Consider the following 12,795-nt stretch of genomic DNA (forward strand, 5'->3'; position numbering starts at 1 on the left):
CCCGAGGGCTGCCCGAACCCCCTGAAGGCCCCCGAACGCCCCTAAGGAGACCCGGATGACTCCGCCCCTCGGAGACATCGCCCACCTCGGGCACGTCGAACTGCTCACCCCGGAACCGGACCGCAGTCTGGCGTTCTTCACCGACTACCTCGGCCTGACGGTCAACGGCCGGCGCGGCGACTCGGTCTACCTGCGGACCTGGGACGACTACGAGCACCACAGCCTGGTCCTCACCGCGCACGAGACCTCCGGCATCGGCCGCACCGCGCTCCGGGCAGCCGGCGAGGAGGCCCTGCGACGCCGGGTCAAGGAGCTGGAGTCCGCGGGCCACCAGGGCCGCTGGACCGAGGACGAGCCGGGCCTCGGCCCGCTGTACGTCACCACGGACCCGGACGGCCACGAGATAGCCCTGTACTGGGAGTCCGAGTGGTACCGGGCCCCGGACGAGCTCAGGCCGGGCCTGAAGAACCAGCCCCAGGCCAAGCCCGGCCACGGCGTGGGCGTACGCCGTCTCGACCACGTCAACTACCTCGCCGCGGACGTCGCCGCCAACGCCGACTTCCACCAGCACGTCCTCGGCGCCCGGCCGACCGAGCAGATCCAGCTGAACTCCGGCCGGATCGCCGCGAAGTGGCTGACGTTCACCAACAAGTCGTACGACGTCGTCCACACCGAGGACTGGACCGGCTCACGCGGCAGGCTGCACCACATCGCGTTCGCCACCGACACCCGCGAGGACATCCTGCGCGCCGCCGATCTCGCCCTGGACACCGGTGTGTTCATCGAGACGGGACCGCACAAGCACGCCATCCAGCAGACGTTCTTCCTCTACGTCTACGAGCCGGGCGGGAACCGTGTCGAGCTGTGCAACCCGCTCACGCGGCTGGTCCTCGCCCCCGACTGGCCGCTGATCACCTGGACCGAGGAAGAGCGGAAGAAGGGGCAGGCCTGGGGCCTGAAGACCATCGAGTCCTTCCACACGCACGGCACGCCACCGGTCGCCTGACGGTCCCCACCTCTGGACGAGAGGAAGACAACGATGTCCCCCGCTCCCGCCCCCTCCCTCTCCGCTCGCGGCGGCCGACTGGCCGTTCTGGTCGTCGGCCTGTGCTGGCTGGCCGTGCTCTTCGACGGCCTCGACATGTTCATCTACGGTTCGGTCCTGCCCCACATGCTGGAGCAGAAGATCCTCGGGATCACCCCGGACCAGGCCGGCGACCTCGGCAGCTACGCCACCTTCGGCATGCTGGTCGGCGCCCTGACCGCGGGGACGGTCGCCGACCGGATCGGCCGCAAGACGCTGATGGTCGCCTCCGTCACGCTCTTCTCGCTGGCCTCCGGACTGTGCGCCGTCTCGGGCAGCGTCGCGGTCTTCGGTCTCGGCCGTACCCTCGCCGGTGTCGGACTCGGCGGCCTGCTGCCCACCGCGATCAGCATGGTCTCCGACTACGCCCCGCGCGGCCGAGGAGCGCTCACCATCGGCGCGCTGATGACCGCCCACCCACGCCGGTGGCATCCTCTCCGCCTACGTGGCCCTGTGGGTCGTCGAACCCCTAGGCTGGCGCGCCGCCTTCTGGATCTGCGTGCTCCCGCTGCTGTTCGTCCCCGTGCTCGCCAGGCTCATGCCCGAGTCGTTGAGCTTCCTGGTCGCCAAGGGCCGAACCGAGGAGGCCCGCGAACTGGCCCGCCGCTACGAGGTCGAGCTCCCAGCCGCCGCGTCCGGCAGGCAGGCCGCCGCCGACCGCTGGAACTCCCCCGCAAACCTGTTCCGCGGCGGTGAGTGGGCCCAGACACTGCTGTACTGGCTGGCCTCCTTCGGTGGTCTGCTGCTCGTCTACGGCGTCGCCACCTGGCTGCCCACCCTGATGCGCAGTGAGGGCTACGAGCTCGGCTCCGCCCTGACCTTCGTCGTGCTGTTCAACCTCGGCGGCATCGTGGGCATGCTCGTCGCCGGCCGCGCCTCCGACTGCTTCGGCGCCCCGCGCATCTCGGCGGTCTGGTTCGCGCTGACCGCCGCGGGCGTTTTCCTGCTCAGCGTCCACATGCCGCTGGCGCTGACTTTCACGGTGGTCTTCCTCACCGGCGTGTTCCTCAACAGCGCCCAGACCATGATCTACGCGACGGTCTCCATCCGGTCCACCCCCGACAACCGCGCCACCGCCGTCGGCTGGACCTCCGGCATGGGCCGCTTCGGTGCCGTCTTCGGCCCCTGGCTCGGCGGCCAGCTGCTCGCCGCGAACAAGAGCGACTGGGGCTTCACGGCCTTCGCACTGGCCGGACTGTCCTCCATGCTCTTCATCGGCCTCGCCGCCCTGCGCGGCACGCGACTAACAGCGCGGACGGGCACGCCGGAAAACCTGATCACCACCGGCTGAGCGCCACGGGCCGGCCTACTCCTGGACGGCCCTTCGCACGTGGTCCGCGATCAGCGCGTAGACCGGCCGGGCGGCCTCCGCGTCCTGGAGGTCGTAGCCGTGGTCGACCTTGGGGACGTCGTGGTGCTCGGCCAGTGCGCCGGCCTTGGCGAGCCGCTCGGCGTAGCGCCTGCCCTCCGCGCGGAGGAGGTCGTACTCGGCCGTGATGACGAGTGCCGGGGCGATCCCCGTGAGGTCGGTGGTGTCGGCCGTGTTGGCCGGAGAGACCAGGCGATCGGAACGCCGACGCGGATCCGGCACGTACGCGCTGTCGAAGACGTCCGCCATCCAGGGGCGCAGCATCGGCCTGGCGATGGCGGCGCGTTTGTCCCGGGCGTTGGTGGCGAGGTCGAGCGGCGGGTAGTGGAGCACCTGGAGCGCGATCGAGGGGCCGCCCTCCTCCAGGGCCTGGCGGGCCACCGCCGCCGCCAGGCCGCCTCCGGCGCTCTGGCCGCCCACGGTGAGCCGGTCGCCGTCCCAGCCGTGCTCGGCGCCGTGCTCCGCGACCCAACGGACGACCTCGTACGCCTGGCGGGTCGGTGCCGGGAACGGGTGCTGCGGGGCGACGACGTAGTCCACGTTGATCACGACCACACCGGCCTCCGCGGCGAGGCAGCGGCACAGGGCGTCGTCCATCTCCGCGCCCGGCATGACGTACCCGCCGCCGTGGAAGTTGACGTGGACGGGTGGCAGCACGCCCTTGGGGGAGTCGGGCAGGTGGGCCACGGCCGGGGCCGGGGCGACGGAGGTCGGGATCGTCAGCTCGCGGGTGTCGCGCGGGAACTCGGGGAGGCGCGCGAGCCAGGAGGCCGTGGAGCCGGGCCCGCTGGACCGTCGGCCGGCCAGGGCGAGGGCACGCTGCATCGTCCTGGCGGCGAAGGAGGCCACCGCGGGCCGGGCGAGGACGGACATGCGGCTGCTCCTTCGGTCGGGCTGACCCCCAGGCCGCACGAGCGTCGCGATACCCGGCCGCCTCCTTGACGTTGGCAATCATTCTTGTGGTCAGTGATTGTCAACGTCAAGGATGGATGGCCGGGCCATCACCTCGGGCGGCCCACAGGCAGCCCACCTCAGGCGGCCACAGGCAGCCCCGGAGTACGGAACACCTGACGCTCGGAGTCCACGGCGAACACCTCGCAGCCCTCGCGGGAGGCGGCCCACTCGATGCCCTCCGCGCCCATCGCGAAGGCCGCCGTCGCGACCGAGTCCGCCTCGGTCAGTGACGGCGCCACAACGGTCATGCTGAGCAGGCCGGTGGCCGGACGGCCGGTGCGTCCGTCGACGATGTGGTCGCCGCGTTCGTACCGCGCGGAGGTCGCCACCGCGCCGTCGGTGATCTCCAGCACCGTGCACAGCCGGTCGGCCCGCTCGGGGTGGCGTACGCCGACCCGCCACGGGCCGTCGGTCGCGACCACGTCACCGCCGGCGTTGAGGCAGAACCGCTCCGCGCCCGCCGCCGTCAGCAGCTCCGCGGCGCGCTGCACCGACCAGCCCTTCACCACCGCGCACGGATCGAGACCGCGACCCGGCAACCGCACGTCGAACGCGCCGCTGGTCGCCACCCGGTAGTGCTCGCACAGGTCGAGCACCTCCCGCAGGTCCGCGCTGAGGCCGTCGCCCGACAGCTCGCCCCGGTCCAGCCGGGACACCTCGCTGTCGGGCTTGAAGGGGCTGAACCGGGCGTCGACCTCGTGCAGCCAGGCGAACACCGCGTCCACCGCCTCCTCGGGAACGTCCTCGTCGTCGACCCGCAGCGACACCGGGAACCCCATGACGTGTTCGACGCGCCGCACGTCAGGCGCCCTTGGCGTCGATGGCGGCCTGGAGGGACTCCTTGTAGCCGTCGCTGGTGATGGTGGCGCCGGAGACGTTGTCGATGTCGGCGCTCTGCGCCGTCAGCGTCTCCTTGATCAGCTTGGGCACGGCGGCCGTGGTCTGCGGGTGGTTCGGCTGCTGCAGCATCCGCACCGAGCTGATCTCGTCCCCCGCGAAGGTCACCTCGACCTGCACGGCGCCCTTCTCGGTGTTCACGGTCGAGCCTGCGACGACCTCGGACGACGAGCCCGACGAGGACGAGTCGGAAGCCGAACCGGACGCCGAGTCCGAGTCCGACGCCGATTCCGCGTTCTCGTCGATGGCCGCCTGGAGCGACTCCTTGTAGCCGTCGCTGGTGATCGTGGCGCCGGACACGGTGTCGATGTCGGCGCTCTGGGCCGTCAGCGTCTCCTTGACCAGCTTCGGCACCGCGGCGGTGGTCTGCGGGTGGTTCGGCTGCTTGAGCATCTTGACGGCGGTGATCTTCTCGCCGTCGAAGGTCACCTGGACCTGTACGTCGCCCTTCTCGGTGTTCACGGTGGAGCCCGAGACCACCTGGGTCGAGGATCCCGAGGAGGAGGACGAGGAGGACGAGGAGGGCGTCGAGGCCGGCGCGGCGGCCTCGGTGGACGTCGTGCCGGTCGACGGCGCGTAACGCCACACCGGGACGAGGCCCGCGATGGTCAGGGCCAGGACAGGAAGTGCTCGCTTCACGGTGTTTTCCTCGTCTCCCTCATCCCGCCAGGCTGAAGCGCTCGAAGTGGATCTGCTGCTTGGGTACGCCCAGCTCGCGCAGGCTGCCGAGGACGGCGTTCATCATCGGGGGCGGTCCGCACAGGAACACGTCCCGGTCCGCGACGTCCGGCACGAGCTTCACGAGCTCCTCCGGCGCCAGCTTGTCGGGGCTGACCGGCCCGGTCACCAGGTACAGCTCGGCGCCCTTGGCGTGGGCGAGGTCCCGCAGCTCGTCGTAGAGGACCGCGTCCCGGTCCGTGGCCACCCGGTAGATGACCACGGCGTGCCCGTGCAGCTCCTCCAGCAGCGCCCGGATGGGGGTGACACCCACACCGCCGGCGATGAGCAGGGACTCCGGCCGGGTGCGGTGCATCGCGGTGAAGGCGCCGTAGGGGCCCTCGGCGAAGACACGTGTACCGACCTTCACGTGCCGCAGGGCGGCGCTGCCGTCCCCGGCCGCCTTGGCGGTGAGCCGCAGCGTGCGGCCGTCGGGCGCGGCCGACAGGGAGAACGGGTTGGCCTGCCACCAGCGGTCCCGGGTCAGGAAGCGCCACAGGAAGAACTGGCCTGCCTGGGCGGGCATACGGTCGAGGTCCTTGCCGGTCATGTGGATCGAGACCACGTTGTCGGCCTCGGGCACGACGGCCGTGACGCGCAGCTGGTGACGCCAGTTCCGCCACAGCGGGAGTACAAGTCGGCCCACGAACACCGAGGCGAGGGCCACGCCCCACACGCCGTACCAGTACGTCTTCGCCACGGACGACGAGGTGAAGGTCGTACCGGCCGCGACCTGGTGCGTGAAGGCCAGCACCACGGCGACGTACGTGTACAGGTGGATGAAGTGCCACGTCTCGTAGGCCAGCCGGCGCCGGGCGAAACGGCCCGAGACGGCGCCCACGACGAGGATGATCCCCAGCGCGACGACCGCGCGCAGCACGCCCTCGACGGTCTCGGCGAGGTCGACCAGCTGGTTCACCGGGTCCAGGGAGGAGGACTCGGCGTAGCCGAAGGTGATGAAGACGGCGTGCGAGAGCAGCGTCCACAGGATGCCGAAGCCGGTCCAGCGGTGCCAGGAGGTCAGCCGGTCCATGCCGATACGGCGGTCGAGCCACGGCAGCCGGGCCACCAGCAGCAGCTGGAAGGCCATCAGGAGCGCGCCGTACAGACCGGTCAGCCGGCCCAGCACGATGAGGGTGTTCGAGGCGAACCCTGCCTGGGTGAAGAAGAAGCCCACCACGGCCACGTTGGCGGCCAGCACGGCGTACAGGCCCGTGCGGGCCACCACCCGGGGGCGCATCGCCGTTGGGGGCGGCTGAACGCTTTGGACAGTCGTCACGGACACAAACTCCTCGCTCGGATCCTGGGACATCGAGCCTGCCTGGTGACAGCTGTCGTTTTGCTGTCGGTTAACTTTCAAGTTCTTAGCGATCTACTCCCGACCGGTCCAACAGGGGGGCCGCCATGGCCTCATATAGGACGTGAAGCACTATGAGCACGTGGAAAGAGTGCGACTGCTCGTTGTGGACGACGACCCGCCCATAGCCGACCTCGTCGCGACCGTCGCCCGCTATGAGGGCTGGGACGCGGTCACGGCGAACTCCGGCGAGGAGGCGCTGCGCCGTGCCGGCGAGTTCGATCCGGACATCGTGGTGCTCGACCTGATGCTCCCGGACCTGGACGGCTTCGGAGTGCTCGACCGGCTGCGCGCGTCCGGAACCATGGTGCCCGTGGTGTTCCTCACCGCGCGCGACGGAGTGGCCGATCGGGTGGCGGGCCTCACCCGGGGCGGCGACGACTACCTGGTCAAGCCGTTCGCCGTGGAGGAGCTCATGGCCCGGCTGCGCACCGTGCTGCGCCGCAGCGCGGGCCCCGCCTTCCAGCGGTCCGTGCTCCAGGTCGCCGACCTGACGATGGACGAGGACACCCGCGAGGTCCGGCGCGGCGACAAGCTGCTCACACTCACCCCCACCGAGTACGAGGTGCTCCGCTATCTGATGCGCAAGTCACCGACCGTGCTCACCAAGGCGCAGATCCTCGACCACGTCTGGGAGTACGGCTTCGGCGGGCGCTCCAACGTGGTGGAACTGGTCGTCAGCCGGCTGCGCCGCAAGCTCGACGGCATCGACGACGGCAGCGTGCCCCTCATCCACACCGTGCGCGGCGTCGGCTACGTGGTGCGGCAGGTCACCGAGTGATCGGCCGGCTGAAGCGGATCCACCGCCGCATGCCCCTGGGCACCCGTCTGGCCCTGGGCATCGGGGGGCTCTCGCTGGTGGCGTTCGCCGTCGTCGGCACGGCCCTCACGACGTACATGCGGGACTACCTGTCGGCCCAGCTCAACGACCAGCTGAAGCTCGCCCAGGTGGCCCAGTCCAAGAGCATCGCGGAGTACGGCACACTCGAGGGGAAGAAGTACTACCGCTGGTACTACGCCGTGTACGACGTCTCGGACGGCACCCCCACCCTGCGCAAGCCCGAGGACCCCGACGACGTACCGAAGGACGTCGACGACCTCACGTCCCTGGCCCGGGCCCAGGCCGCCGCGGACACGGAGATCATCCGCACCGAGCACCTCAAGGGCGACGGCCTGTACCGGCTGCGCGCCTGTGAGGTGAAGCCCGGGGTGGTCCTCGTCAGCGGCGCGCCCATGGAGGACATGGACGACACCGTCGGGCAGCTGATCACGGTCCAGGTGGTCGCCTTCGTCCTGGCGCTGCTCGCGCTCGTGGTGTTCGGGCGGGGGCTGCTGCGGCGCGGCCTGAAACCGATCGGCGACATGGCGCACACGGCCCGCGGCATCACCTCGCACGACCTGACGACGGACTCGGCGCGGCTGCCGGTCCGCGCCGACGGCGGGAACGGCGCCCCCGAGGTGGAGGAACTGCGCACCGCGTTCAACACGATGCTGGAGCACATCGACGACGCGCTCGCCGTCCGCACCGAGGCCGAGCAGCGGCTGCGCCGTTTCGTCGCGGACGCCTCGCACGAACTGCGCACGCCTTTGATGTCGGTGCGCGGCTACGCCGACCTGTTCCAGTACGCCGCGGCCAACGCCCCTGAGGAGCGGGAGAAGCATCTGGCGCGGCTGCGCGCCGAGGCCGCCCGGATGGGTGTCCTCCTGGACGACCTGCTGCTGCTCGCCCGGCTCGACGCCGCCGACGTCGAGACACCGCTGCGGCCGGAGCAGGAGGACCTGGCCGAGCTGGTCCGTCAGGCCGCGGACGCGTTCCGTGCGGCCCACCCGGACCACCCGCTCACCGTGACCGCCGGTCCCGGCCCCGTACGGCTGCGCATCGACCCCCTGCGTATCCGGCAGGTGCTGGACAACCTGCTCACCAACGCCGCCGTGCACACCCCGGCCGGTACGAAGGTGGCGGTCGAGGTGGCCATGGAAGAGACGGTGGTCATGGAGGAGACGGTGGCCATGGAGGAGACGGGCCCGGACGGCGCGCCCGGTACGGCCGTGATCAGGGTCACCGACTACGGGCCGGGAATCCCGGCCGCCGACCGGGCACGGGTGTTCGACCGCTTCTACCGGGTCGACAAGGCCCGCAGCCGTGACCGCGGCGGCAGCGGCCTGGGCCTCGCGGTCGCCCGCTCCCTGGTCGCGGCGCACGGCGGCACGATCGACCTGGCAGGCGAGCCCGGCTCGACGACCTTCGTCCTCAGGCTGCCGAAGCGCGCCTGAACGGCGACCAGAGAATTTACTTGAGTTAGGCAACAAGATGGTAAAGTGGGTCGTATGTCCACACCACCGCTCCCCAACGTCCCCGCTTCGCCGGAAGTGATCGAGATCGAGCGCGCGCTCACCCGCATCACCTATCTGAGCACGCGTACCCGGCAGCACGAACGCCTGATGGCCCTGGCCGGAGTCCCGCTCGACCGGGCCGCCGTGGCGCTGCTGCGCCAGATGGCCGACTCCGAGCCGCTGCGCCCTGGGGAGCTGGCCAACCGGCTGGGCGTGGAGGCCTCGCACGTCACCCGCCAGGTGCAGCAGCTGCAGCGGTCCGGCTATGTGGACCGTATCCCCGACCCCGACGACCGCCGCGCCCAGCGCATCAAACTCACCAAGGTCGGTCAGGAAGCCGTCGACCGCGTCCGCGAGGCCGGCGCCCGGGGCATGCAACTGGCCCTGGACGACTGGTCTCCCGAAGAGCTCCGCCAGCTCGCCTCCCTCTTCCACCGGATGGTCGACGACTTCCTGCGCCAGGGCGAAGAGCTCACCGAGCAGGAGAAGGCCGCCTCGGCGAACACGGCCTGAACCGCGGCGGCCGGCTTCGACGCCGTCCGCTACCAGGAGGCCAGCGAGCCGTCGGCGTTGCGCCACACCGGGTTGCGCCAGCGGTGGCCGCGTTCGGCGGCGGTACGGACCGCGTCCTCGTCGATGGTGATGCCCAGACCGGGCGCGGTCAGCAGGTCGACATAGCCGTCGCGGAACGTGAACGGCTCGATGTCGACGAGGTAGTCGAGCAGTCCGCCGCTGTCGCCGTAGCCGATGCCGAGCGCCTGTTCCTGGATGAGGAAGTTCGGTGTGGCGAAGTCGAGTTGGAGGCTGGCGGCCAGCGCGATCGGGCCGAGCGGGCAGTGCGGCGCCACCAGGACGTCGTACGCCTCCGCCATCGACGCGATCCGCCGGCTCTCGGAGATGCCGCCGGCGTGGCTGACGTCCGGCTGGGCCACGGCGATCCCGTCCGACAGGACGGAGCGGAAGTCCCAGCGGGAGTAGAGGCGTTCACCGGTCGCGATGGGGATCGACGTGGAGCGCACCACCGCGCCGAGGTCCCGGGAGAACTCCGGCAGCACCGGCTCCTCCACGAACATCGGCAACAGCGGCTCCAGCAGCGGCAGTACGCGCCGGGACATCGCCCCGCTGAAGCGGCCGTGGAAGTCCAGCGCCAGATCACGCCCCGGGCCGATGGCTTCGCGCACCGCGGTCACCCGCTCCACCATGGCGTGGATCGAGGCGGGCGTGTCGAGCGGCTCCAACTGCCCGCAGGGGTTCAGCTTGACCGCGGTCAGGCCCTTGGCGACCTGCTCGGCCGCCGACTCCGCCATCTCCTCGGGGGTCGCCCCGCCCACCCAGCCGTAGATCCGCACCCGGTCGCGTACATGGCCGCCGAGCAACTGGTGCACCGGGACGCCGTGGGTCTTGCCCGCGATGTCCCACAGGGCCTGGTCGATGCCGGCCAGGGCGCTGTTGAGCACGACGCCGCCGCGGTAGAAGCCGCCTTTGGCGAGCACCTGCCAGTGCTCCTCGATGCGGGCCGGGTCCTGGCCCACCAGATGGTCGAACATCTCCTTCACGCACTGGGCGACGGTGTGCGCCCTGCCCTCGACGATGGGTTCTCCCCAGCCGGAGACGCCCTCGTCGGTGTCGACGCGCAGGAAGAGCCAGCGCGGTTCGACGAGGAAGAGTTCGTATCCAGTGATCTTCACGGTGAGGACCTCCGGGTCCTGTGCGCGGCTCTACGGCCGGTGGGTACGGGTGGGGAGGGGGAGCTGGTCGTGAGGGCGGTTCACGCGACGGCGCGCACCGGCCCTGTCCTACTCCTCGGAGGTGATGCTGCGGCCGCCGTCCACGAGCAGGTTCTGGCCCGTGACGAAGGCGGCGTCGTCGGAGGCGAAGAAGGCCACGGCGGCCGCGACGTCCTCGGGGGTGCCGAGGCGGCCGACCGGTGTGCGTGCGGCGGTCCGTGCCCGGTACTCCTCCGGCGTCTGAGCCCACAGGGCCGTGACCACCGAGCCGGGGAGGACCGAGTTGAACCTGATCCGCCCGCCGTACTCCACGGCGAGCTGGCGTACCAGGGCGCCGATGCCGCCCTTGGCCGCCGCGTACGCGGGGAAGCCCTTGAAGCCGATGGCCGCGTGGATGGAGGAGGTGATCACCACCGCGCCGTGGCCGGTACGGAGCAGGGGGACCGTCGCCCGAACGCCGTAGAACACCGAGTCGAGGCAGAGCCGCAGCTGGTCGTGCCAGGCGGCGTCGTCCAACTCGTGAGCCGCTCCGCGCAGGTTCCGGCCGGCGTTGAGGTGCAGGACGTCGAGGCGACCGGTCCACGACGTCACGGCGTCCACGGCCTCGGCCCACGCGTCGACCGAGGTGACGTCGAGCGCGCGGTGCCGGGCCCGCCCGCCCTTGGCGCCGATCTCCTCGGCCACCCGGCGGGCGCCCTCGGCGTCCACGTCGGTCACGAGGACCGACGCCCCCTCGGCGGCGAGACGACGGGCGGTGGCCTCACCGATGCCGGAGGCGGCCGCGGTGAGCAGGGCGGTACGGCCCGTGAAGCGTGTGAGACCGGTACGGCTCATGGCGTCTGCACGGGACTTTCTCTTGGCATCTGTACCGGACTTGCTCATGGCGTCTCTCCCGGACCTGCCGTGGAGCCGCGCAGCACGAGGCGCGGCTCGGTGGGTACGACGACGTCCCCCATGGGCTGCCCCTGGATCGCGGCCACCAGGGCCTCCACGGCAGCGGTGCCCAGCTCGTACAGGGGCATCGCCACCGTGGTCAGCGGGGGCGAGAGGTGGCCGGCGACCGGCAGGTCGTCGTTCCCGACGACGGAGACGTCCTCCGGGATACGCAGGCCGAGGTCCCGGACCGCGGCCATGGCGCCGATCGCCTGGGCGAGGGAGCTGGTGTAGAGGGCGGTGACCGGCGGCCGCGTACCGCCGTCGGCCGGACGCAGCAGCTCCAGGGCCGCGGAGACACCGCCGTCCTCGGTGAAGTCCCCGGACGCCACCGGCGCGGCGGACAGGCCGAGTTCGCGGGCGTGCCGCAGGAACGCCTCCTTGCGGACCTCACTGGGGGTGATGCCCGGCGGGCCCGCGATGTGGCCGACCGCGCGGTGACCGAGGTCGTGCAGATGGTCGAGGGCGGTGATGCTCGAACGGGCCACGTCCATGGTGACGTTGCGGCCGGAGCCCGCCACCGAACGGTTCAGGAAGACATGCGGGACCCGGCTGCGGCTGAGGGCGTCCAGCAGGGGGTGACCCGGGCGTGCGGAGGCGATGAGCAGTCCGTCGACCCGGCCGTCCTGCACCAGGTCGTTAAAGGACTCGTCGGCTTCCTGACCGTCGAAGTCCTCGGCGAGCAGGGAGAGATAGCCCAGCTCACGGGCGCGCTGGTAGGCGCCGCGGGCGATGGTGACGTACGTGGGGTTGGCGAGAGCGGGGACCAGCAGGGCCAGGGCGTGGGTGCTCGCGCCGGCCAGGGCCCGGGCTCCGGAGTGGGGACGGTAACCCAGCTCCTCGGCGGCCTCGTGGACGCGGCGCCGGGTCTCCGGGCGGACGGAGAGGTCCTGCCGGCCGTTGAGCACCTTGGACACGGTGGCCTTGGAGACTCCGGCCCGCTCGGCCACGTCCACCAGCTTTGCCCTGACGGGCTGTTCCGGCACGTGTCCCCCCTCTCTCCGCTGCGCGCCAGGGGCCGTTCGTCGTGTTCGGCACTGGCGTGTTCCAACCTCTTGACACCTTCTGGCGCCGCAACTTAACGTTCGCCGAAGTTTCAGTCAACCGGTTTCCTCAGACGGAAAAAAGCGATACGTCTGGGCAGAGCCCAATAAACCGGTCACATCACGCGCAGTAGTAAGTCGGCCAGAACCGGCCATGGTTGGGGCGCGCCCCGAAGCGCCCCCGCGACACTCACCGCGAACGCGACCACCGTCGCCGTCGCGGTGGTCGACCCCGGTGCCCGCACGCGTACGACGAACGCGTGCCCACCCGACCCGTTCAACGCGACCAAGGCCCTCACCTGGCTGTCCGGCTCCACCTACGGGCGGACCATGCCCGACATCGCCCCGCTCGCGGCCGTCCTCGCCCTGGGCGTGACCGT

11 protein-coding genes and 1 pseudogene are annotated in these 12,795 nt (G+C 71.1%); 5 read left to right on the plus strand and 7 right to left on the minus strand.

From position 1 onward, the window contains the following. The first annotated feature begins 55 nt into the window (after positions 1-55). Both FNH08_RS29730 and FNH08_RS29735 read left to right on the plus strand, forming a co-directional pair. Complete coding sequence (locus tag FNH08_RS29730) at positions 56-1,006, plus strand: catechol 2,3-dioxygenase (protein ID WP_152774620.1); 951 nt, start codon at positions 56-58, stop codon at positions 1,004-1,006. A gap of 33 nt (positions 1,007-1,039) precedes the next feature. After that, a pseudogene (locus FNH08_RS29735) lies at positions 1,040-2,375 on the plus strand (MFS transporter). A 15-nt stretch (positions 2,376-2,390) separates the two neighbouring features. Here FNH08_RS29735 and FNH08_RS29740 read toward each other — a convergent pair. From FNH08_RS29740 to FNH08_RS29755, 4 genes are all read right to left on the minus strand, one after another. Further along, complete coding sequence (locus FNH08_RS29740; protein WP_152774621.1) at positions 2,391-3,326, minus strand: alpha/beta hydrolase fold domain-containing protein; 936 nt, start codon at positions 3,324-3,326, stop codon at positions 2,391-2,393. 158 nt (positions 3,327-3,484) lie between these two features. Next, on the minus strand, positions 3,485-4,207 hold the full coding sequence (locus tag FNH08_RS29745; RefSeq protein ID WP_322725712.1) for an FAD:protein FMN transferase: 723 nt from the start codon (positions 4,205-4,207) through the stop codon (positions 3,485-3,487). Between the two features lies 1 nt (position 4,208). Then, positions 4,209-4,943 (minus strand): FMN-binding protein, encoded by a 735-nt coding sequence (locus tag FNH08_RS29750; protein WP_322725713.1) that lies wholly within the window; start codon positions 4,941-4,943, stop codon positions 4,209-4,211. A gap of 19 nt (positions 4,944-4,962) precedes the next feature. After that, positions 4,963-6,300 carry a ferredoxin reductase family protein gene (locus tag FNH08_RS29755; RefSeq protein ID WP_322725714.1) on the minus strand — a complete coding sequence of 446 codons (1,338 nt, stop codon included), beginning with the start codon at positions 6,298-6,300 and terminating at the stop codon, positions 4,963-4,965. A 160-nt stretch (positions 6,301-6,460) separates the two neighbouring features. On the opposite strand from FNH08_RS29755, the gene FNH08_RS29760 reads away from it, so the two are divergent. Genes FNH08_RS29760 through FNH08_RS29770 form a run of 3 tightly spaced genes read left to right on the plus strand, consistent with a single transcriptional unit; the run spans position 6,461 to position 9,225 of the window. After that, positions 6,461-7,159, plus strand: a complete 699-nt coding sequence (locus tag FNH08_RS29760; RefSeq protein ID WP_322725715.1) for a response regulator transcription factor — start codon at positions 6,461-6,463, stop codon at positions 7,157-7,159. Continuing rightward, the gene (locus tag FNH08_RS29765) at positions 7,156-8,652 is read left to right on the plus strand and encodes a sensor histidine kinase (RefSeq protein ID WP_322725716.1); all 1,497 of its coding nucleotides are present in this window, start codon (positions 7,156-7,158) and stop codon (positions 8,650-8,652) included. The genes FNH08_RS29760 and FNH08_RS29765 overlap by 4 nt, the downstream gene beginning before the upstream one ends. 54 nt (positions 8,653-8,706) lie before the next feature. After that, a complete protein-coding gene (locus FNH08_RS29770) occupies positions 8,707-9,225 on the plus strand; it encodes a MarR family winged helix-turn-helix transcriptional regulator (protein WP_152774623.1) in 519 nt (172 codons plus the stop codon). 29 nt (positions 9,226-9,254) lie between these two features. Here the strand turns inward: FNH08_RS29770 and dgoD are convergent, their stop codons facing one another. From dgoD to FNH08_RS29785, 3 genes are all read right to left on the minus strand, one after another. Beyond that, a complete protein-coding gene (gene dgoD / locus FNH08_RS29775; RefSeq protein WP_322725717.1) occupies positions 9,255-10,400 on the minus strand; it encodes a galactonate dehydratase in 1,146 nt (381 codons plus the stop codon). Between the two features lie 108 nt (positions 10,401-10,508). Further along, complete coding sequence (locus FNH08_RS29780) at positions 10,509-11,273, minus strand: SDR family NAD(P)-dependent oxidoreductase (RefSeq protein WP_152774624.1); 765 nt, start codon at positions 11,271-11,273, stop codon at positions 10,509-10,511. Positions 11,274-11,317: 44 nt separating this feature from the next. Then, positions 11,318-12,358 (minus strand): LacI family DNA-binding transcriptional regulator, encoded by a 1,041-nt coding sequence (locus tag FNH08_RS29785; RefSeq protein ID WP_322725719.1) that lies wholly within the window; start codon positions 12,356-12,358, stop codon positions 11,318-11,320. Positions 12,359-12,795: the final 437 nt, after the last annotated feature.

This window comes from Streptomyces spongiae (genome assembly GCF_009377185.1).
GTDB lineage: Bacteria > Actinomycetota > Actinomycetes > Streptomycetales > Streptomycetaceae > Streptomyces > Streptomyces spongiae.

Coding starts and splice junctions, on each gene's coding strand:
- FNH08_RS29730 (WP_152774620.1), top strand. CDS start 56: ATGACTCCGCCCCTCGGAGACATCGCCCACCTCGGGCACGTCGAACTG.
- FNH08_RS29740 (WP_152774621.1), bottom strand. CDS start 3,326: ATGTCCGTCCTCGCCCGGCCCGCGGTGGCCTCCTTCGCCGCCAGGACG.
- FNH08_RS29770 (WP_152774623.1), top strand. CDS start 8,707: ATGTCCACACCACCGCTCCCCAACGTCCCCGCTTCGCCGGAAGTGATC.
- FNH08_RS29780 (WP_152774624.1), bottom strand. CDS start 11,273: ATGAGCCGTACCGGTCTCACACGCTTCACGGGCCGTACCGCCCTGCTC.